Annotated in this window: 21 protein-coding genes and 1 rRNA gene; 10 read left to right on the forward strand and 12 right to left on the reverse strand. The window is 72.0% G+C overall.

Features of this window, described 5'->3' with window-relative positions; genetic code table 11:
- The 4 genes from rrf to IM770_RS17535 all read left to right on the forward strand — a co-directional run.
- Window positions 1-76 (forward strand): 5S ribosomal RNA (gene rrf, locus IM770_RS17520); the annotation flags it as partial.
- A gap of 81 nt (window positions 77-157) precedes the next feature.
- Window positions 158-1,234 (forward strand): succinyl-diaminopimelate desuccinylase, encoded by a 1,077-nt coding sequence (dapE, locus tag IM770_RS17525; RefSeq protein ID WP_203582437.1) that lies wholly within the window; start codon window positions 158-160, stop codon window positions 1,232-1,234.
- A complete protein-coding gene (locus IM770_RS17530) occupies window positions 1,216-2,439 on the forward strand; it encodes a putative hexosyltransferase (RefSeq protein ID WP_307785499.1) in 1,224 nt (407 codons plus the stop codon). The genes dapE and IM770_RS17530 overlap by 19 nt, the downstream gene beginning before the upstream one ends.
- Before the next feature lie 95 nt (window positions 2,440-2,534).
- Entirely contained in the window at window positions 2,535-2,708 is a 174-nt protein-coding gene (locus IM770_RS17535; RefSeq protein ID WP_019179788.1) for a DUF3117 domain-containing protein, read from the forward strand.
- 60 nt (window positions 2,709-2,768) lie between these two features.
- On the opposite strand, the gene IM770_RS17540 is transcribed toward IM770_RS17535, so the two are convergent.
- Window positions 2,769-3,404 (reverse strand): O-methyltransferase, encoded by a 636-nt coding sequence (locus tag IM770_RS17540; RefSeq protein WP_203582438.1) that lies wholly within the window; start codon window positions 3,402-3,404, stop codon window positions 2,769-2,771.
- A gap of 72 nt (window positions 3,405-3,476) precedes the next feature.
- On the opposite strand from IM770_RS17540, the gene IM770_RS17545 reads away from it, so the two are divergent.
- Complete coding sequence (locus tag IM770_RS17545; protein WP_203582439.1) at window positions 3,477-3,863, forward strand: twin-arginine translocase TatA/TatE family subunit; 387 nt, start codon at window positions 3,477-3,479, stop codon at window positions 3,861-3,863.
- A gap of 9 nt (window positions 3,864-3,872) precedes the next feature.
- Here the strand turns inward: IM770_RS17545 and IM770_RS17550 are convergent, their stop codons facing one another.
- From IM770_RS17550 to IM770_RS17560, 3 genes are read right to left on the reverse strand one after another with little or no spacing between them, the layout of a single operon-like run.
- The gene (locus tag IM770_RS17550; RefSeq protein WP_203582440.1) at window positions 3,873-5,024 is read right to left on the reverse strand and encodes a P-loop NTPase; all 1,152 of its coding nucleotides are present in this window, start codon (window positions 5,022-5,024) and stop codon (window positions 3,873-3,875) included.
- A complete protein-coding gene (locus IM770_RS17555; RefSeq protein ID WP_203582441.1) occupies window positions 5,021-5,548 on the reverse strand; it encodes a DUF1003 domain-containing protein in 528 nt (175 codons plus the stop codon). Before IM770_RS17555 ends, IM770_RS17550 begins: the two co-directional genes overlap by 4 nt.
- Window positions 5,548-6,876 carry a magnesium transporter MgtE N-terminal domain-containing protein gene (locus IM770_RS17560; RefSeq protein ID WP_203582442.1) on the reverse strand — a complete coding sequence of 443 codons (1,329 nt, stop codon included), beginning with the start codon at window positions 6,874-6,876 and terminating at the stop codon, window positions 5,548-5,550. The genes IM770_RS17555 and IM770_RS17560 overlap by 1 nt, the downstream gene beginning before the upstream one ends.
- Before the next feature lie 40 nt (window positions 6,877-6,916).
- On the opposite strand from IM770_RS17560, the gene IM770_RS17565 reads away from it, so the two are divergent.
- Both IM770_RS17565 and IM770_RS17570 read left to right on the forward strand, forming a co-directional pair.
- A complete protein-coding gene (locus IM770_RS17565; protein WP_239066411.1) occupies window positions 6,917-7,609 on the forward strand; it encodes a YflT domain-containing protein in 693 nt (230 codons plus the stop codon).
- On the forward strand, window positions 7,606-8,319 hold the full coding sequence (locus IM770_RS17570; RefSeq protein WP_203582443.1) for an alpha/beta hydrolase family protein: 714 nt from the start codon (window positions 7,606-7,608) through the stop codon (window positions 8,317-8,319). The genes IM770_RS17565 and IM770_RS17570 overlap by 4 nt, the downstream gene beginning before the upstream one ends.
- Here the strand turns inward: IM770_RS17570 and IM770_RS17575 are convergent.
- Window positions 8,295-9,500: a citrate synthase gene (locus IM770_RS17575; protein WP_203582444.1), complete on the reverse strand. Its 1,206-nt coding sequence runs from the start codon at window positions 9,498-9,500 to the stop codon at window positions 8,295-8,297. The genes IM770_RS17570 and IM770_RS17575 overlap by 25 nt on opposite strands.
- Window positions 9,501-9,609: 109 nt before the next feature.
- On the opposite strand from IM770_RS17575, the gene IM770_RS17580 reads away from it, so the two are divergent.
- A complete protein-coding gene (locus IM770_RS17580) occupies window positions 9,610-10,752 on the forward strand; it encodes a citrate/2-methylcitrate synthase (protein WP_203582445.1) in 1,143 nt (380 codons plus the stop codon).
- Between the two features lie 44 nt (window positions 10,753-10,796).
- Here the strand turns inward: IM770_RS17580 and IM770_RS17585 are convergent, their stop codons facing one another.
- The 3 genes from IM770_RS17585 to IM770_RS17595 all read right to left on the reverse strand — a co-directional run bounded on the left by IM770_RS17585 (window position 10,797) and on the right by IM770_RS17595 (window position 15,239).
- Window positions 10,797-12,536, reverse strand: a complete 1,740-nt coding sequence (locus IM770_RS17585; protein WP_203582465.1) for a gamma-glutamyltransferase family protein — start codon at window positions 12,534-12,536, stop codon at window positions 10,797-10,799.
- 136 nt (window positions 12,537-12,672) lie between these two features.
- Window positions 12,673-14,127, reverse strand: coding sequence for an aminopeptidase P family protein (locus IM770_RS17590; protein WP_203582446.1), 1,455 nt, complete (start codon window positions 14,125-14,127; stop codon window positions 12,673-12,675).
- Between the two features lie 83 nt (window positions 14,128-14,210).
- Window positions 14,211-15,239: an endonuclease/exonuclease/phosphatase family protein gene (locus IM770_RS17595; protein ID WP_203582447.1), complete on the reverse strand. Its 1,029-nt coding sequence runs from the start codon at window positions 15,237-15,239 to the stop codon at window positions 14,211-14,213.
- Window positions 15,240-15,346: 107 nt separating this feature from the next.
- Between IM770_RS17595 and IM770_RS17600 the strand changes: the two genes are divergently transcribed.
- Window positions 15,347-16,270: a PHP domain-containing protein gene (locus tag IM770_RS17600; RefSeq protein WP_203582448.1), complete on the forward strand. Its 924-nt coding sequence runs from the start codon at window positions 15,347-15,349 to the stop codon at window positions 16,268-16,270.
- 65 nt (window positions 16,271-16,335) lie between these two features.
- Here the strand turns inward: IM770_RS17600 and IM770_RS17605 are convergent, their stop codons facing one another.
- On the reverse strand, window positions 16,336-16,767 hold the full coding sequence (locus IM770_RS17605) for an SHOCT domain-containing protein (protein ID WP_203582449.1): 432 nt from the start codon (window positions 16,765-16,767) through the stop codon (window positions 16,336-16,338).
- Between the two features lie 106 nt (window positions 16,768-16,873).
- Entirely contained in the window at window positions 16,874-18,412 is a 1,539-nt protein-coding gene (locus IM770_RS17610; protein WP_203582450.1) for a DEAD/DEAH box helicase, read from the reverse strand.
- Window positions 18,413-18,622: 210 nt separating this feature from the next.
- On the opposite strand from IM770_RS17610, the gene IM770_RS17615 reads away from it, so the two are divergent.
- On the forward strand, window positions 18,623-19,336 hold the full coding sequence (locus tag IM770_RS17615) for a ferritin-like fold-containing protein (protein ID WP_203582451.1): 714 nt from the start codon (window positions 18,623-18,625) through the stop codon (window positions 19,334-19,336).
- Window positions 19,337-19,396: 60 nt separating this feature from the next.
- Here the strand turns inward: IM770_RS17615 and IM770_RS17620 are convergent, their stop codons facing one another.
- Both IM770_RS17620 and IM770_RS17625 read right to left on the reverse strand, forming a co-directional pair.
- Window positions 19,397-19,687, reverse strand: coding sequence for a hypothetical protein (locus IM770_RS17620; protein WP_203582452.1), 291 nt, complete (start codon window positions 19,685-19,687; stop codon window positions 19,397-19,399).
- Window positions 19,688-19,700: 13 nt separating this feature from the next.
- Window positions 19,701-19,925: a DUF3107 domain-containing protein gene (locus tag IM770_RS17625; protein ID WP_045296833.1), complete on the reverse strand. Its 225-nt coding sequence runs from the start codon at window positions 19,923-19,925 to the stop codon at window positions 19,701-19,703.
- Between the last annotated feature and the right edge of the window lie 13 nt (window positions 19,926-19,938).

Here is a 19,938-nt window from a genome sequence, read left to right on the forward strand (position 1 = left end):
GAACCCGGAAGCTAAGCCTCTCAGCGCCGATGGTACTGCAGGGGGGACCCTGTGGGAGAGTAGGACACCGCCGGACACCCATTCACGGAATGGCCACCCACACCCTGGGTGGCCATTCCGCGTTAACGCCCCGAATCGGGCTCGCTAGACTCGAGGGATGCCGACGCTCGATCTGTCTCGCTCCTCCGTCGACCTCACTCGCACGATCTGCGACATGCCGAGCGTCTCCGGCGAGGAGCGGCCCCTCTCGGATGCGATCTTCGAAGCGGTCTCGGCGCTGAGCCACCTCGACGTCTATCGCGACGGCGACACCATCGTCGCGCGCACCCAGCTGGGTCGCGCGCAGCGCGTGGTCATCGCCGGCCATGTCGACACCGTGCCCATCAACGGCAATGTGCCGACGCGCGACATCGAGATCGACGGTGAGCCGTTCCTCTGGGGGCGCGGAACGGTGGACATGAAGGCGGGCGTCGCCGTCCAGCTGAAGCTCGCCGCGGAGCTCTCGGACCCTCGCGTCGACATCACCTGGATGTGGTACGACCACGAGGAGGTCGACGCGGACCTCAACGGCCTGACCCGTCTGGCACGCACCCGTCCCGACCTGTTCGCCGGCGACTTCGCGATCCTCGGGGAGCCCTCCAACGGCGAGGTCGAGGGCGGGTGCAACGGCAATCTGCGGGCGATCGTCCGCACGCACGGCGTGCGGGCACACAGCGCGCGCGCGTGGATCGGTGAGAACGCGATCCACAAGGCGGCGCCGATCCTCGAGCGTCTCGCTGCCTACGAGCCGCAGCAGGTGGAGGTGGAGGGCCTCGTCTACCGCGAAGGCCTCAACGCCGTCCGCATCAACGGCGGCGTGGCAGGCAACGTCATTCCGGATCTCTGCGAGGTCGAGGTCAACTATCGGTTCGCCCCGAGCCGCAGCGTCGACGAGGCGGCCGAGCACGTCCGTGAGGTGCTCGCGGGCTTCGAGGTCGAGGTGGTCGACGCCGCGGCCGGCGCCCGGCCCGGCCTCGACGCGCCGCTGGCGCAGGAGTTCCTCGCCGCGGTCGGCGCCGAGCCTCGCCCGAAGTACGGCTGGACGGATGTGGCGCGCTTCAGCGCGCTCGGCGTTCCCGCCGTGAACTACGGCCCCGGCGATCCTCACCTCGCCCACCACGACGAGGAGCGGGTGCCGCTCCGGCAGATCGAGGCGGTCGAGCAGGGCCTGCGCGCGTGGCTGCGAGCCGACTGACGACGGTGCCGGAGGTCCGGCCCGCGTCGGGCGGTGCCATCGCGCTGCGCGTCCTGATGATCTACGCCGCCGCGCGGGCGGTGACGACGGCGTTCCTCTTCCTCGCCGCGGAGCTTTCCGGGTTCACCTCGAGGATGGGCGCCGACGCCGACATCGCCGACACCATCGTGGCGTGGGACGGCGCCTGGTACCAGTACGTCGCACTGATGGGGTACCCCTCCGAGCTGCCGCGCAATGATGCGGGCCAGGTGGCGGAGAACACCTGGGCCTTCATGCCGATCTATCCCCACCTGGCGAAGTGGGTCGCCCTGCCGTTCGGCACCTGGGCGAGCGGCGCGGTCCTGGTCTCCCTCGCCGCCGGGTACGGGGCATCCCTCATCCTCTTCCACCTGCTCCGGACCCGGCTCGACGACTCGGCCGCGCTCTGGGCTGTCGCGTTCTTCGCGAGCGGTCCCCTCGCGGCCCTCTTCCACGTCGGGTACGCCGAGGCGCTGAACCTCCTGTGGCTGTTCGCGGCACTGTGGTGCGTGATGCGACGGCGATACGCGTGGCTCTACGCGCTGATCCCGCTGATGGCCTTCACGAGACCGGGGGTGCTGGCGTTCTCGCTGTTCCTGGCGCTATACGGCGTGTGGCGCTGGCTGCGCCGGCGACGGGAGCCGCTGCCCGGGACCGAGATCGCCCACATCATCGCGCTCGGTCTGCTCGCTGCGGCAGCGGGCTTCGCCTGGCAGCTGTACGCGGCCGCGGTCACCGGCGTGCCCGACGCGTATCTCGCGACCGAGCTCGCCTGGCGCCGCAACTGGCTTCCCGGTGAGGCCACGTTCACGCCTTTCGAACCGTTCCTCGAGGGGGTCCGCTTCTGGTGCGAGACCGTGTGGCACATCCCGGTGTGGATGGGATACGCGGGGCTGGCGGTGATCGTCGCGGCCGTCGCGGCCGCGCTCCTCTTCCTCCCGCAGGTGCGGCGCCTCGGAATGGAGATCCGCCTCTGGAGCGCGAGCTACCTGATCTACCTCCTGTTGGTGTTCTTCCCGCAGTCGAGCATCTTCCGGCTGCTGGTCCCGCTGTCGCCGCTGTGGGGCGCCTTCGCCGTTCCCCGCTCGCGCGTGTGGAGGGTGGGCGTGCTCGTCGCCTGTCTCGCCGGGCAGTGGTGGTGGATCCACAACATGTACGCGCTCGGCAGCAACCTCCAGGTGCCATGACGCCGCATGACGGATGCCGCTTTCCCCAGGCGTGCCCGGGGCCCGTGCCCTCACGATAAACTTGATCCGCAGACCATCGATGAAAAGGAGCCGCAATGGCAGCCATGAAGCCGAGAACCGGAGACGGGCCGATGGAGGCCGTGAAGGAGGGTCGACTCATCATCGTGCGCGTGCCGCTCGAGGGAGGCGGTCGCCTCGTCGTCTCGGTGAACGACGCTGAGGCCAAGGAGCTCTACGACGTTCTGGGCGGCGTCGTCAACGCCGCGTAGTCGCACGTTACGCGAACGGCCGGTCCGATCGGACCGGCCGTTCGCGTATGCGGGGGAGGTTCAGTTCGTCGCCACGGTGGTGAGCTGCAGGAGTCCCTCGCCGGTGATGGACAGCGCGCCGATCACCGCCGGCGAGGCCTGGGTCTCCTGGATGAGCGAGCGGTAGGCCGTCGTGATCGGATCGCGGCGGACCGGGTCGGAGACGGCGCCGCCGGCGAGCACGCGAGGCACGAGCACCGTGCCCCCCGCCCGCACGAGCCGCAGGCCGTGCTCGACGTACTCGATGACGCCTTCGGGATCGGCGTCCACCAGGACGATGTCGTATGACGCCTCGTTCATGCGGGGCAGCACCTCGGCCGCCCTCCCGGTGATGAAGCGCGCGCGAGCGGGTGGGATGCGCGCCTCTGCGAACGCCTGCCTGGCCGCTCCGAGGTGCTCGGGCTCCTTGTCGATGGTCGTGAGGGTCGCCCGGGGTGAGCCGTGCAGCAGCCACAGGCCCGATACGCCGGCGCCTGTGCCGATCTCGACGATGTTGAGCGCCTGCGACGCGGCGGCGAGGACGGCGCACTGGGCGCCCAGCGCCGGACTGATCGGCGACGCGCCGAGCTCGAGGGCATGCGCACGTGCCCGCGCGATGTGCTCGGGCTCGCTCGTCGCTTCATCGACGAACCGCTGGTTCGCGTTCTGCTCTGCCATCCAGACCCTCCGACCGCCAGCCTACGCGGCCGCGCGGCGCTGGCCGCTCAGGCGCGGCGGTAACCTGATCTCATGATCTTCGGCCTCACGATCGAGAAGCTTCTGCTGATCGGACTCGTCGCGGCACTCATCCTCGGACCCGAGCGACTGCCGCGCTACGCGGAGGCGCTCGCCGGCTTCACCAAGAAGGCCCGCGAGTGGGTGACGACCGCGAGGACGCGCGTCCGTGACGAGATGGGCGAGGACTTCGACGACGTCGACTGGCGCACGCTCGATCCGCGGCAGTACGACCCGCGGCGCATCATCCGCGAGGCGCTGCTCGACGACGCGCCCGTCGCGAACCTGAACGCGACGCGTACGGCGCAGGCGCTGGCTCCGGCACCGCAGACGGCACCGGTGAAGTCGCCGTTCCGGGGTCCGGCCGACGGCCCCACGCCCTTCGACAGCGAAGCGACCTGAGCCGCGCGCTCAGCGCGGGCGGAACGGCAGCGACTTGCCCGAGAGCCCCCGCGGACTGCGGGAAAGCGTGGCCGCCAGGCCGGCGATGGCCTGGGCTGCCGGGTCGTCGGGGTGCACGATGACGGCCGGGGTTCCGGCATCCGCGTCCGTCCGCAGCGTCGGGCTGAGCGGCACCGACGCGAGCAGCGGAACCTCCGCCTCCGGCGACGAGAGCGCCGCCGCGACCGCCGCGCCACCCCCCGACCCGAACAGGTCGAGCGTGGTGCCGTCGGGAAGCGCCATCGCCGCCATGTTCTCGACCACGCCGATGACCCGCTGCCCGGTCTGGCGCGCGACGAGCCCGCTGCGCACCGCCACCTCGGCGGCGGCCGTCTGCGGCGTCGTCACGACGAGCACCTCCGCGTTCGGGAGCAGCTGACCGACCGAGATGGCGACGTCGCCGGTTCCGGGCGGCATGTCCAGCAGCAGCACGTCGAGGTCGCCGAAGTAGACATCGGTGAGGAACTGCTGCACCGTGCGATGCAGCATCGGGCCGCGCCACGCCACGGCGCCCACGGCGGCATCGCCCTCTCCGCGACGGAGGAACATGCCGATCGAGATGACCTTCACGCCGTGTGCCACGGGCGGCAGCATCAGATCCTCGACGCGCGTCGGCTGAGGGACGGTGCCGTCCGCGGCGACGAGACCCAGCTGGCCCGGGATGGAGAAGCCGTGCACGTCGGCGTCGATGAGGCCGACGGCGAGACCCTGTGCGGCCAGCGCGGCCGCGAGGTTCGCCGTGACGGTCGACTTGCCGACCCCGCCCTTGCCGCTCGTGACCGCGATGACGCGGGTCAGGGTGCCGGGTCCGAACGGCATCTCGCGCGACCGACCGCCGCGCAGCCGCTCGGTGAGCGCTTGCCGCTCGGCGGGCGTCATGACCCCCACCTCGAGCGCGACCTCCGTGATCCCGGGAACGGATGCCGCAGCTGCGCGCACGTCGGCGGCGATGCGGTCTGCGGCGGGGCAGCCGACGATCGTCAGGGCGATCGCGACCCGGGCGAGGCCGCCGTCGACGGTGATGTCGCGGACCATGTCGAGCTCGCCGATCGGCCGGCGCAGCTCCGGGTCGGGGACAGCGCCGACGGCGGTGCGGACGGCGTCCGCGGAGGCTCCGCTCATCGCGCGGCGCCGTCCTCGACCTCGGACGCGCTGTCGAGCTTGTCGAGGAGTGCGCGGAGTTCGGTGCGCAGCACGTCGCGCGTGACCACCTGGTCGGCGAAGTCGTTCACGGCCATCCGCAGCGCGACCACCTCGCGGGCGAGGTACTCGGTGTCGGCGAGGTTGCGCTCGGCGCGCTGCCGGTCCTGCTCGATCTGCACGCGGTCGCGGTCGTCCTGCCGGTTCTGCGCGAGGAGGATCAGGGGTGCGGCGTACGAAGCCTGCAGCGACAGGATCAGCGTCAGCAGCGTGTAGTTGTACTCGCGGGGGTCGAACTGCAACTCCCGGGGGGCGAAAGTGTTCCAGGCGAGCCAGACGACCACGAAGATCGTCATGCCGATCAGGAAGCCGGAGGTTCCCATCGCGCGGGCGAACGACTCGGAGAACTTCCCGAATCGGTCGCTGGACTGCTGAGGAGTGCGCTGAAGCATTCCGCCGCGGCCGAGCGGCGCGTCGAGGGAGGGCCGGCGGCTGTTGCGTGCCATCAGCGCCGCCTCCTCGGGCTGGCCGGCTTGCCGAGTGTCAGCGTGCTCGCGGTCGTGGTCGGGACGGGTTCGGACGCCGAGCGAACGGCGTCGCCGCCGTCATGGGATCGCCAGTCCTCGGGCAGGAGATAGTCGAGCACGTCGTCGACGCTGACCGCGCCGACCAGCCGGTGGGCGGGGTCCACGACGGGGAGGGAGACGAGGTTGTACGAGGCGAGCAGGCGCGCCACCTCGGCCGCGGAGGCCGTGGCAGGGATCGGGTCGAGCGTGTCGTCGATGATCGCGCCGAGTCGTTCGTGCGGCGGGTAGCGCAGCATCCGCTGGAAATGCACGGTGCCGAGGAGCCGCCCGGTCGGCGTCTCGTACGGCGGGAGGGTCACGAACACCGCAGCCGCCAGCGCCGGGTGCAGCTCGTGCCGGCGGATGAGGGCGAGCGCCTCGGCGATGGTCGCGTCGGCCGACAGCACGATCGGCTCGCTCGTCATCAGACCGCCGGCGGTGTCGGGGCCGTACTTCAGCAGCGCGCGGACGTCTTCGGCCTCCTCCGGCTCCATGAGCTCGAGGAGCTCTTCGCGCTGCTCCTCGGGCAGCTGGCCGAGCACGTCGGCGGCGTCGTCGGGCTCCATCGCGTCGAGGATGTCGGCGGCGCGCTCGTCGTCGAGGGCCTCGAGGATGTGGACCTGCTCCTCTTCGGGCATCTCCTCGAGAGCGTCGGCCAGGCGGTCGTCGGGAAGCTCCTCGACCACCTCGAGAAGGCGCTCCTCGGGCAGGTCGAGCAGCGTGTTCGCGAGGTCGGCGGGACGCAGCTCGGAGTACGTGGCGACAAGCTGCTCCGCCGATTGCGCCTCGCCCGGCGCCTGGCTCTCGCGGACGGCATCCCAGTTGGCGAACGTCGTCGGCCCCTTGGCGAACGGCGATGCGCTGGTCTTCGGCTTCCGCAGGAACAGCTGCCCGACGTCCCACTCGCCGAGGCGGTTGCGCTCGATGGCGACGTCTTCGATCACCGCGGTGCCGGAGCCGTCGGCGAAGAAGACCTTGCGCCCGAGCATCTCTGCCATGACCCGCACCTCGCCGCCGCGCTGCTGGAAACGGCGCACGTTGATGAGGCCGGTCGTGATGACCTGGCCCGTGGCGATCGACGTCACCCGGCCGATCGACACGAAGACGTGGCGACGGCCCGGGATCTCGACGACCAGGCCGATGACGCGAGGGGGATCGTCTTTGCGGTAGATGACGACGACGTCGCGGACCTTGCCGAGACGGTCGCCGGCGGGGTCGAAGACCGAGCACCCGGACAGGCGCGCGACGAAAACCCTCTGCGTGCTCACACGTCCCAGCGTAGTCCGCGTGCCGTGGGAGGATGGGGAGATGACCATGATGGGAGGGCGCGGCCCGCAGGGCTCCGAGGCGGTCGGTCAGACCGTCGCGAGCTTCCCGACGTACGAGGCGGCGCAGAAGGCCGTGTCGTCGCTCATCGCCGCCGACATCCCCGCGCGCGACATCGCGATCGTGGGGCAGGGGCTGCGGTCGATCGAGCGGATCACCGGCCGGCTCGGCTATGCGGCGGCGGCGCGCTCGGGCGCGGTGAACGGTCTGCTGCTGGGTCTGCTCTTCTCCGCGATCCTGGTCATCGGCTCGCCGTCGGTGCCGATCCAGGCGTTCGTCGGCGTCCTGTTCGTCGGCATCGCGATCGGCATGCTGATGAGCATCGTCGCGTACTCGTTCGTGCGGCGCCGCCGCGACTACGCCTCGGTCATGCAGGTCGTCGCCGACCACTACGAGATCACGGTCACCGACAACAGCGTCCATCGTGCGCGCCAGGCGCTCGGGCCGCAGACCGCCGTCGCGGCGCCGCCCGTGACCGAGGCAGCCGCTCCGCCCGAGGCTCCTGTCGCCCCGCCCTCGGATGAGCCGCCGCGCTACGGCGAGCGGGTGGCGCCGCAGCCCGAGACCGGCGTGGCGGAGCAGACGGATGCCGCCGCCGACGCCGGCTCGTCGGCTCCTGGCGACGCCGGGACCGCGGCCGGCGGTCCCGACTCCGAGGACAGCCCGCGGGCATGACGCCCGACGCCGCCGACCCGGCCACCGCGGAGCTGCTCATCCCGGTCGCGCTTCCGGCGGGAGCCGTCGAGGTGTCGGCCGAGCTGGTCTCGCCCGCGAGTCCCTGGGCGTTCGCAGGCCTCGCGCACGGAGCGGGGGCCGGGTATCGGCATCCGTTCCTCACCGGCTTCGCCGACGCGCTCGCGCGAGAGGGTGTGGCGACCCTCCGGTTCAACTTCCCCTACGTCGAGGCAGGACGACGGATGCCGGGGCCCGCCGCTCACGCCGTGCTCACGTGGACGGCCGTCCACGCCGAGCTCGTCGAGCGGGCAGCGGGCGTGCCGGTCGCCGCGATCGGAAAGTCGTACGGCGGCCGGATGGCGTCGATGGCGGCGGCCGAGGGTGCGATCGATCCGGCCGGCCTCGTCTACCTCGGCTATCCGCTGCATCCGCCCGGCAGCCCCGACAAGGCGCGCACCGCGCACCTGCCGGACGTGCCGCAGCCGCAGCTGTTCGTCGAGGGCACGAACGATCCCTTCATCGATCCCCATGAACAGCTGGAGGAGGCCGTCGCCTCCTGTCGCCGCGCGGAGATCGCCTGGATCGAGGGCGGCGGCCACTCCTTCGAGGTGAAAGGACGCAAGCGGCCGCCGGCGGAGATCGCGGGCGAGCTCGCCCCGCTCGTCGCGGACTGGCTGCGCCGCCGTCACTCCGGCGCGGGACCCACGTAACGACCGCGAGGGCGCAGGCGCATCGGCCGCTCGTCATACTCCTCAAGGGCGTGCGAGATCCACCCGCCGATGCGGCCCATCGCGAAGACGACGGCGCCGGCGTCATCGGGCATCCGGGCCCAGAGGGTCAGCGCGCCGAGGGCCAGATCGAGGTTCGGCGCCGCGCCCGCGCGGCGGGCCACCTCGGCGCAGACGGTGTCGACAGCGGCCAGCACGTCGCCCGTGCCCGGCGTCTCGCGGAGCAGATCGAGGAGCACCGTCGCACGCATGTCTGCACCGGCATACAGCGGCTGGCCGAACCCGGGGATGCCGCGGCCGCCGTCGCGGACGGCCCGCGCGATCGCCGCGCCGGCCGGCTCGCCATCGCGCACGGCGCGCAGCATGCGGGCGGCGGGCCGGCTCGCGGTGCCGTGGAGCGGGGCGTCGAACGCACCGAGCGCCGCGGTCACCACGGCGTAGCCCGACGCGCGTGCCGACGCGGCGACCCGGGCGGCCAGCGTCGAGACGGCCAGGTCGTGGTCGATCACCAGGACCAGCGCGGCGTCGAGCACATGCGGCCCGTCGTGGTGTTCCGAAGGCGTGAGCGCCCGCCAGAGCGTCGAGGCGACCGCGCCGCCGGCGTCCTCGCCGGCGAGCGCGGCGGGAAGGCCGGTCACGAGCCGGGATCCGATCCTGGCGAGGTGCTCGGGGGCCGGATCGTGGCGCAGCGGGTCGGCGGCGGCGAACGCGGTCACGCCCACCAGCAGGCGATCGAGGGTGGTGGCGCCGTCCGGCAGAGCCGCCATCGCCCGCCGCGCCAGCGAGACGTCGTCGGGCATCGGCACGCGCAGGGCGTCCGCGCCCCACAGCCACGCGAGCACGGCTTCGAACGACTCGGTGCGCGCGAGCTCTGCGGCAGCCCGTTCGCGGTAGAACAGCTCGTCGTCGTCGATGTGCGCGAGCGATGTCTCGAGCACCATCAGCGGCGTCCCCGGCGCGGTCGTCGTCGCGCGCGGGGCGGTGGAGGGGGTACGTCGGCGTCGGCGGGCGAACGCTTCGACCTCCAGCGGGTCGAACCATGAGCCCGCGGCGTCGCGTTCGCGCGAGAGCAGACCGCGCGACACGTACGCGTACAGCGACTCCGGCTTGACGCCTAGCCGCGCTGCCGCCTCCGCGGCGCTGAGTCGGGGCAGGTCGCTCATATTGATCCGATCAAGATTGACGAAGTGATGATCAAGTTCCCAGACTGACTATAGCGGGAACGCGGGCCGAGGTCGGGCACACGCCGCTCCACACCGACAAGGAGACGAGATGAGCACCACGCGAACACCCCTCGAGGCGCCCCGCGGACTCGCGGGCGTCATCGTGGCCGACACCGCGGTGAGCGACGTCCGCGGTGCCGAGGGCTTCTACCAGTACCGTGATCGCTCGGCGATCGAGCTCGCCGCGTCGGCGACCTTCGAGGATGCGTGGCAGCTCCTCGTCACGGGCGCACCGGCGACGGAGGCCTCCCGGCCGGCGTTCGCCGCCCGCATCGCCGACGCCACCGTCGCGCGGCGGGCCGACCTCGACGTCGTCGTCGACGCGGTGAGCGAGGCGACGCCTGACGTCCTCGCCGGGCTCGCCGCCTCGTGGCCGCTGCTCAGCGCGCGGCGCGGCATCCGTCCCCTCTACGATCTCGACGAGGACGAGCGCCTGGCCGACGTGATCGACCTGGCCGCCGCAACGCCGTTCGTCGTCGGCGCGCTGTGGCGTCGGGGTCGCGCCGAGCCGGCAATCCCGGCGCTGGACGACCGCGGGGTCGTGGCGAACTACCTGCACCAGGTCACCGGCGTCGTGCCCGACGCCGAGACCGAGCGCGCGCTCACGGCCTACCTCATCGCCGTCATGGACCACGGTTTCAACGCATCGACGTTCACCGCGCGGGTCATCGCGTCGACGGGGGCGGATGCCGCGGCGTGCCTCACGGGCGCGCTCGGGGCGCTCACGGGCCCGCTGCACGGCGGAGCGCCGTCGCGCGCGCTCGACGGGCTGGACGCCGTCGGCAGCACCGACCGGGTCGAGCAGTGGATCCGCGGCGAGCTCGCCGCGGGCAGGCGCCTCATGGGCTTCGGGCACGCGGTCTACCGCACCGCCGACCCGCGCGCGGAGCTCATGAAGCAGGTCGCGCTGCGCACCGGCGGGTCGCGGGTAGAACTCGCCGTCGAGTTCCAGGAGACGGCCGAGCGACTGCTCGCCGAGGCGAAGCCCGGCCGGGAGCTGCACGCGAACGTCGAGTACTGGGCGGCGCTGGTCATGGAGCGGTGCGGGCTGCCGCGGTCGATGTTCACGCCGACCTTCGCCGTCGCCCGCACCATCGGCTGGACGGCGCACATCCTCGAGCAGGCGCGCGACCCCAAGATCATCCGGCCGTCGGCGCGCTACATCGGTCCTCCGGTCCGCGCGGCGGCCTGAGCGATGCCCCGCCGAGCGCGGCCTGACGGCAAGCCCGCCGCTGTTCAGCGGCCGGCGGCGTAGCCCTGCATGCCGCGCGGGTTGGCGGCGCTCCACAGCAGGCCCGCGTCGGCATCGCGCCCGACCGCGGATACCCGTCCGAGCGTCCAGTCACCCGCCCGGGTGACCGCGTGCCCGCGGCGCTCGAGGCCCTCGATGACCGCCTCGCCCAGCCGGTCCTCGACCACAGCGCCGGCGGGCGTCCAGGTGCGGGGCCAGAACGATTCCGGCAATGACGTCGTGTGCAGCGCGGGCGCGTCGATCGCCTGCTGCGGCGAGTAGCCGCCGACGATGATGCGCAGTAGCGCCAGCAGCTGCCACTGGTCCTGCTGGTCGCCGCCGGGGGAGCCGATCGCGAACTCGGGCGCGCCGCCGCGCAGCACCAGCGTCGGCGTGAGCGTGGTGCGCGGCCGGCGGCCGGGCGCGAGGGACGACGGATACCCCGGCTCGAGCCACGTCATCTGCAGCCGCGTGCCCAGGCAGAACCCCAGCGCCGGTATCGTGGGGGAGGACTGCAGCCAGCCGCCCGAGGGCGTGGCGGAGACGATGTTCCCCCAGCGGTCGATGACATCGAAGTGGCACGTGTCGCCGCGCGTCTCGCCGCTCTTCGCCACGGTGGGTTCGCCGGTGCCCACCGCGGGAGCGTCGTACGACGTGCGCAGGGGCGGGCGGAACGCGGTGCGCCCGGGGACCGCACCGGGCCGGAACTCGGCCGACGCCTCGGCCGTGATGAGTGCGCGGCGCTCGTCGAGGTAGTCCGCCGACAGAAGCGCGTCGAGATCGACCTCGTCGTCGCCGAACCACGCGTCGCGGTCGGCGTACGCGAGCTTCTGCGCCTCGAGGATGGTGTGGGCACCGGCCTCCTGCGACGGGTCGAGCAGGTCGTCCGCAAGCGGCTCGAGCAGCCCGAGTGTCTGCAGCAGGGCCGGACCCTGCGTCCACGCCCCCGCCTTCGCGATCGTGCGGCCGCGGAACTCGCGGGCCACCGCCGGCTCGTACCCCGCCTCGAAGCCGGCGAAATCATCGGCGGTGATCACGGCGGCGTGCACGCCACCCCCTGAGTGGCGGTGCGGCTGCGACAGGAAGGACGTCGCCTCGTGCGCGACGATGCCGGTCTTCCACTCCCGCCGCGCGGCGTCGATGCGCGCCGCGCGTCCGACGGGGCCGTCGTCACGCACGGTGCACGAGGCGTGCACCAGCGAGTCGAGCACCGCCGCGTAGGCCGGGTTGCGCACCACGGTGCCCGCTGCTGGCGGGTCGCCTTCCGGCATCCAGAGCGCTGCCGAGGTCGGCCAGTCGTCCCGGAACAGCTCCGCCACGCGCGCGATGGTGGCAGCCGCGCCGGCGACGAGCGGATGCCCGTCCCGCGCGTAGCCGATCGCGTACGCCAGGACGTCGGTCAGCTCCCAGGTGCCGTGATCGCGGAGGAGGAGCAGCCAGGCGTCCACGGCTCCCGGCACCGCGGCGGCGAGTCCGCCCGCGCCGGGCACCAGGTCGAGCCCTTCGGCGCGGTAGTGGTCGATCGTCGCGCCCGCGGGCGCGGGACCCTGACCCATCAGCACCGTCGGGGCCGCGGCATCCGCCGTCTGGAAGATCCCCACGAGGTCCCCGCCGGGGCCGTTGAGGTGCGGCTCGACGACATGCAGCACGAAGGCCGCGGCCACTGCGGCGTCGAAGGCGTTGCCGCCGCGCTCGAGCACCGCCTGCGAGGTCGCCGTCGCGAGCCAGTGCGTCGAGGCGGACATGCCGAACGTGCCCGTCAGCGTCGGGCGCGTCGTGAAGGGCGCGGGAGGGGTGTATTTCGACACGCTCAATAACCGATGTGAGGACTCAATGACCGATGGGAGGCTCGATGACCGATGTGAGGGCTCGATGGAGCGGTCAGCGGCGGCCGCGCGCGATCCAGGCCTCGACCTCGTCGGCCGTGCGCGGGATCGCCGCCGACAGGTTCACGGGGCCGTCGGCGGTCATGAGGATGTCGTCCTCGATCCGCACGCCGATGCCGCGGTACTCCTCGGGGACCGTGAGGTCGTCGATCTGGAAGTAGAGGCCGGGCTCGATCGTGAAGACCATGCCGGGTTCGAGCAGGCCGTCGTAGTACATGTCGCGGCGGGCCTGGGCGCAGTCGTGGACGTCGATGCCGAGGTGGTGGCTCGTGCCGTGCACCATGTACCGGCGATGGTGGCCGCCCCGGTCGGCGTCCAGCGCCTCCTCGGCGGTCACCGGCAGCAGTCCCCACTCGGCGACGCGGTTCGCGATGACCTGCATCGCGGCCTCGTGGATCGAGCGGAACTTCACGCCGGGCTTCGCCGCGGCGAAGGCGGCGTCGGCCGCCTCGCGGACCGTCTCGTACACCCTGCGCTGCACGTCGGTGAAGCGGCCGCTCACCGGCAGCGTGCGGGTGATGTCGGCGGTGTAGAGACTGTCGACCTCGACCCCCGCGTCGATCAGGATGAGGTCGCCCGGCACCACGGCGCCGTCGTTGCGCGTCCAGTGCAGATAGCAGGCGTGTGGACCGGATGCCGCGATCGTGTCGTAGCCGACCGCGTTGCCGTCGCTGCGCGCCCGCTGGTGGAAGACACCCTCGACCACGCGCTCGCCGCGCGGGTGCTCGATGACCGCGGGGAGGTTCGCGACGATGTCGTCGAAGCCGTCGGCGGTGACCTGCACCGCGAGCTCCATCTGGCCGATCTCGTAGGCGTCCTTGACGAGGCGGAGCTCCGACACGAAACGGGTGAGGTCGTCGTCCTGGTCGAGCACGACATCGCCGTCGCCCGACTCGAAGTCGTCGATGTGCGCGGTGGCGAGGCCGAGGTCGGCGGCCACCCCGGCCAGCGCGGGCCTCGGTCCGATCCAGAACTCGCCGATCGAGGCATCCGAGTAGAACTCGCTCGTGGTGCGGTCGGCGCGCTCGCGGAAGTACAGGGTGACGTCGTGGCCGCCCGCGCTGCGCGGGTCGAAGACGAGCACCGCCCCCGGCTCGGAGTCGGACGCCCACCCGGTCAGGTGCGAGAAGGCGGAGTGCGCGCGGAACGGGTAGTCGGTGTCGTTGCTGCGCTGCTTGAGCTCTCCCGCGGGGAGGACCAGACGCTTGCCCGGGAAGGCGGCCGAGACCGCGTCGCGGCGCGCCGCCGCGAACGACGCCTGTGCGCGCGCCGGCGGTGTGGATTCGGGCCGCTCGGCCCAGCCGGACGAGATCGTGTCGAGGAAGCCCTGGCCGTACGGCTGGCGACGATTGGTGCTGGTCGAAGGCGGGGTCGAGGACTCGGTGGAGGTCTCGGCGGTCTCGGCGGTGCTCGTGGCGCCCGGTGACTGCTCGGCGGCTGCGCTGCTCATGCTGACAGTCTCGCACGCGAGGGAGAGAGCGGGCAGGCCCGGCCTGCCGGGCGGCTCAGCCGCGGGGTGCTGCAGTCGGAGAGTCAGCCGGCAGGCTCGTACTGGACGATCAGAGGCCGGTGGTCCGAGCCCGACCCGGACTCATCGTTCGATCTCAGCACCAGCGATCCGGAGGCCCGCCATTGCGAGGTGGCCATGACGTGATCGATCGGTGCGCCGAACACCGCCGGCAGGGCGGACGACCAGGTGCCGAGTGCTCCGTTGCCGGTCTCCACCGCGGCGTCGGTGCAGTGGCCCAGCGTCGCACCGTCGACGCCCAGCCCCGACATGTGGTCGACCGTCGCGTTGAAGTCGCCGGCCATGATCACATTGCCGTCGCCGCACTGATCGGCCAGCCAGCGGAGGTCGTCGCGCCAGCTCTGCATGTAGCTCGGGCGCGGTGCCACCGCGTGGGCGGCGACCACGATCGGCCCCTCGCCCGAGACCGGCATCGCCACGGCGCTGGGCACGGTGGAGGTGTTGCTGGTGCCGTCGAGCGACGACTCGATGACGGCGTAGTCGCCCAGCTCGGGCGAGATCAGCAGGGTCGTGGAGCCGGCATCCCATTCCGTCGACGGGTCCTCGGCGTGGTGAGCCCACATCCGGTGCCCGAGATCCCGCATCGCCAGGGCGACGCGCTCGCCGGTCTCGATGGTGGTCTCGGGCAGCGCCACGATGTCGGCATCCATCGCCACCGCGATCTTCGCGATCGTGTCGGGCGGAGTCGCGGGGCCTGCGGTGTTCCACGTCATCACGCGGATGCTGGCGTCGGTCTTCGTCGGCAGCGGGTCGGTGCCGAGTCCTCCGCGCGACGCGAGCACGGCCACGTTGGCGACCGTCGCGACACCGGCGATCACGGCGATCGAGAAGGCGAAGCCGCGGATGGGCCGCGCGATCGCGAGCAGCAGCGCCAGCAGCGCCGCGAGCGCGAAGGCGAGCGCGAGGATGCCGCGGAACGACACGATCTGGGCGATCGGGTACAGGCGCTCCACGCGGAAGAATCCCGGGAAGGTCACCACCGTCGCGGTGATCGCGCAGAGCACCGCCGCGAGGATCCCGAGCAGGCGAAGCACGACCGCGACTCTATGCGAGCAGGCTGGGAGATCCGTCAGCGCAGCGGCGTGGCGCACCGCGCCCGCATCGCCCGCGTCGCCGGCGCGGCCCGCGCTACGCTCGGAGGATGCCCGGACCGTCCCCGCGTCCCTCCGACTCGTCGCCGTCGCGACGCGCGGAAGCCGGGGTCGCGTCGAGGAGGCGCTTCGAGGGGCCGAGCGACCTGCACCTGCACTCGGCGAACTCGGACGGGACGCAGCCGCCGGCCGAGGTGATGGCGTCGGCGCACCGTCACGGCATCCGGACGGCGGCGCTCACCGACCACGACACCACCTCGGGATGGGCGGAGGCGGCCGAGGCCGCGACGTCGCTCGGGATGACGTTCCTCCCCGGTATGGAGCTGTCGGCCCGGCACGAGTGGCGCAGCGTGCACGTCCTCGCCTACCTGCCCGATCCCGACGAGCCGGCGCTGCGGGCCGAGACCTCGCGGATCCGCTCGTCGCGGCTCGACCGGGCACGCCTCATGGCGGACCGCATCGCCCGCGACTACGACCTCGTGTGGGACGACATCCTCGAGCAGACGACCGACGGTGCGACCGTGGGGCGCCCGCACATCGCCGACGCGCTCATCGCGCGCGGCCTGGTGCGCGACCGGGCCGAGGCCTTCGCCGGGATCCTGAGCCCGGGCGGCGACTACTACGTCGCGCTCTACGCACCCGACCCCGTCACCGCGGTGTCGCTCGTCGCGGGGGCGGGGGGAGTGCCGGTGATCGCGCATCCGGCCTCGCGCGGCGGTCTGCTGCCGATGCGCCTGCTGGAGCGGCTGCTCGACGCCGGCCTGGCCGGGTTCGAGCTCGGCCACCGCGAGAACCGGAACCCGGGGCTGGCGACGCTGCGCGACCTGTGCCGCGAGCGCGACCTCATCGTCACCGGCTCCAGCGACTACCACGGTCTCGGCAAACCCAACCAGCCGGGTGAGAACACGACCGCCGACGACATGGTCGCGCGCATCATCGAGCGTGCAACGGGAAGCGCCCCCGTCTACCCCTGAGGGTGGACGAGGGCGCCTCGAGCGGACGGATGCCGCGGTCCGGCGTCAGCCGTGGCGCAGGCCGATCAGCCCAGGGCCTTGGCCTTCAGCGCGTCGTACTCGGCCTGCGTGATCGTGCCGGCGTCGAGCAGCGTCTTCGCCTTGGCGATCTCGTCTGCCGGGCTGGCCGAGGCGCCGGCGACCGACTTGATGTACGCGTCCTGCGCATGCTGCAGCTCCGAGGCCTCCTTCGCGCTGCGCTTGGCCATGCCGTTGCCGCGCGCGATGAGGTAGACGAGCAGCGTCAGGAACGGCACGAAGATCAGGAAGATGATCCAGACCGCCTTCCACCAGCCGTTCAGCTTGTGGTCGCGGAACAGGTCGCCGATGACGGCGAACAGCGCGAACAGGTACGCCATGAAGAAGAAGATCCAGAGGAACCACCAGATGATGTCCCAGAACGAGCCCCAGAAGCCCTGGTACTCGTAGGCGGTGTTGACTGCCTCGATGAAGCGCACGGTATGCCTTTCTAGACTGCGAGGTCGCGGCGCCACGTGCGCCGCATGCGCTCACCTTAGCGGTGCCGCGAAGCTGCATGACGGCGCCGCGACGCGAGATGACGATTCAGGCGCCGACGGTGGCGCCGCCGGCGGGTGCGCCGCCGCCGCTGCCTCCGCGGCGCCGCCGACGGCGACGCGGTGCCGGCTTGCCGTCGTGGTGCTCCTTGCCCCCGCCGTCATGGGTGCCGCCGCCCTCGCTGGAGCGGTCGCCGTCGGCGCCCTCTCCCGCACTCTGGCCGTGCGATCCGGCAGCCGAGCCGCCGTCGCCGGTCTCGAAGGTCGAGCCCACGCGGTCGGCGTCGCCGCCCGAGCGCCGGCGCCGGCGCCGGCGCGAAGGGGACTGGCCGTTGGTCTCGACCTCGGCTGCGGCATCCGTCGCCCGCTCCGGCTGCACGCGGACGGCCTGCGTCTTCGGCGCGGTGCGGATGCGGCCCTTCGTGCCCTCGGGGATGTCGAGGTCGGAGTACAGGTGCGGGCTCGACGAGTACGTCTCGACGGGCTCGGGCTGACCGAACTCGAGCGCGCGGTTGATGAGGGCCCACTTGTGCAGGTCCTCCCAGTCGACGAACGTGACGGCGATACCGGTCTTGCCTGCGCGGCCGGTGCGGCCCGCGCGGTGGAGGTAGGTCTTCTCGTCGTCGGGGATGGTGTGGTTGATGACGTGGGTGACGTCGTCGACGTCGATGCCGCGCGCGGCGACGTCGGTCGCGATGAGCACGTCCTTCTTGCCGGCCTTGAAGCCGGCCATCGAGCGCTCGCGCGCCTCCTGGCTCATGTCGCCGTGCACGGCGCCGGCGTTGAAGCCGCGGTCGCTCAGCTCGTCGACGAGGCGCTGCGCGGCGCGCTTGGTGCGCGTGAAGATCACCGTCTTGCCGCGGCCGTCCGCCTGCAGGATGCGGGCGATGACCTCGTCCTTGTCGAGCGAGTGCGCGCGGTAGACGAGGTGCTTGATGTTCGCCTGGGTGAGACCCTCGTCGGGGTCCGTGGCGCGGATGTGGATCGGGTTCGACATGAACCGGCGCGCCAGCGCGACGATCGGCCCCGGCATGGTGGCCGAGAAGAGCTGCGTGTGACGCACGGCGGGAACCTTCGAGAAGATCTTCTCGATGTCGGGGAGGAAGCCGAGGTCGAGCATCTTGTCGGCCTCGTCGAGCACGACCTCGGTCGCGTTCGACAGGTCGAGCAGGCGCTGGTTGTTCAGGTCGATGAGGCGGCCCGGGGTGCCGACGACGATCTGCGCGCCGGCCTTGAGCTGGTCGATCTGACCCTCGTAGGCCTTGCCGCCGTAGATCGCGACGACGCTCGTCGACCGGTTCGAGGTGAGCATGTCCATGTCTTCGTAGACCTGCACGCACAGCTCGCGCGTCGGGACGACGATGAGCGCCTTCACGCCCGGCGCGGGATCGAGGCCGAGGCGCTGGACCACGGGGATGCCGAAGCCGAACGTCTTGCCGGTACCGGTCTTCGCCTGGCCGATGATGTCCTGGCCGGGCAGCCCCAGCGGGATGGTCTGCTCCTGAATGGGGAACGCGTCGACGATGCCCTTCGCGGAGAGCGTTTCGACGATGTCCTGATCGACGCCGAGTTCGGCGAAGGTCGTCACGATGTGTGCCTGTCCGGCAGTGGGATGCTGCCTGGGTTCGTGCCCGGGCGCGGGTCCGGCCCCTTGAGAGCCGCCGCGCGGGCAGAAGTGCGATCCACGCCCTTCTTTCCCACAGGCGCGGGCGCCCCGATCCGACGCCGGGGCCGACACCCACGATACCGGAGACTCCCGCGCACGCGCGGAGCGGGCGCGCCTCGTAGGCTTTCGTGCATGGTCAAGTGGTTCTGGGAGAGGCGTGACACGGGGCGCAAGCTCCAGCTCCGCTCGCGCGACGAGCTCAGCGGCGGCAATCGCGTCGACTTCGAGGAGCTCGCTCCCGACATCGACACCTTCCTCGGGCAGGCCGCGTATCTGCAGCTCGGCTTCTTCGAGACGCTGACGGAGCTGATCCAGACGATCCCCGAGCTCGGCGAGAAGGAGGCGGTGTCGCGGGCCGCCGGCGCCGCACTGACCAAGCACGAGGCCCTCGTCGCGCTCATCCGCGAGCGTGGCGACGACCCGACCGAGATCATGCGTCCGTTCCGCGAGCCCCTGGACGCCTTCCGGTCGGCGACCCACGGCGTCCGTCCTCAGGAGACGATGCTGTCGGTCCACATCACCGCCGGCATGCTCGACGACTTCTACCTCGCCCTGTCGGCGAGCTATGGCGAGACCGGCGATCGGGTGGCGCGCATCCTGCAGGCCGACGACGACCGCCAGGCGATCGTCGAGCTGATCTCGCAGGCGATCTCGAGCGACCCGGAGTGGAAGTCGCTGCTCGCGCTGTGGGGAAGGCGTCTCGTGGGCGACACGCTTCTCATCGCGCGCGCCGCGCTGCGGCCGACCACGCTGGGGCGGGCCGACGAGGAGAAGGTCGAACCCGTCTTCACCGAGCTGATGGCGGCGCACTCGCGGCGCATGGACGCGATGGGCCTGGCCGCCTGACGGCCGAGCGCACCCCGGGGTCTGGTCGCCCTGACTCCGGCCCGGGAGATCCGGCGGCTCTCAGCCGATGCCGAGGCGCGCCTTCTCGCGGCGGTCGTGTGCGACCCGGGCCCGCGACAGCGCGATGATCACGGGGTACGTGACCACGATGGGCACGATGAGGGCCGCGAGCCACGGCCACGGCGTGTCGATTCCGATGCCCAGCCAGGTCAGGATCGACCAGGCGGCGCCCGCCGACACCGCGCCGATCATCGGCGCGAGGACGACGCCGCGCGTGAGCCGCTGGTGCAGCTGGAAGTGGATGCCGAGACCGATGACCGCCCCGACGATGAAGGCGATGAGGATCTGCATGTCGGGCGTCCGCTCAGGCGACGAAGCCGACGCGGCGCGACTCCTCGGAGCCGAGCTCGATGTAGGCCAGGCCCGCGGTGGGGACGATGTACGAGTTGCCCTTGGCGTCGGCGAAGGTCACGTGCGTGGCGCCGGCGTCCAGCGCCGCGGCGACGGACTTCTTGACGTCGGCCGCCGGCTCGTTCGTCTCGAAGTTGAGCTCGCGGCCGGTGTTCGCGATGCCGATGCGGATCTCCACGTGACTGACCTCC

Source organism: Microbacterium hibisci, assembly GCF_015278255.1.
GTDB lineage: Bacteria > Actinomycetota > Actinomycetes > Actinomycetales > Microbacteriaceae > Microbacterium > Microbacterium hibisci.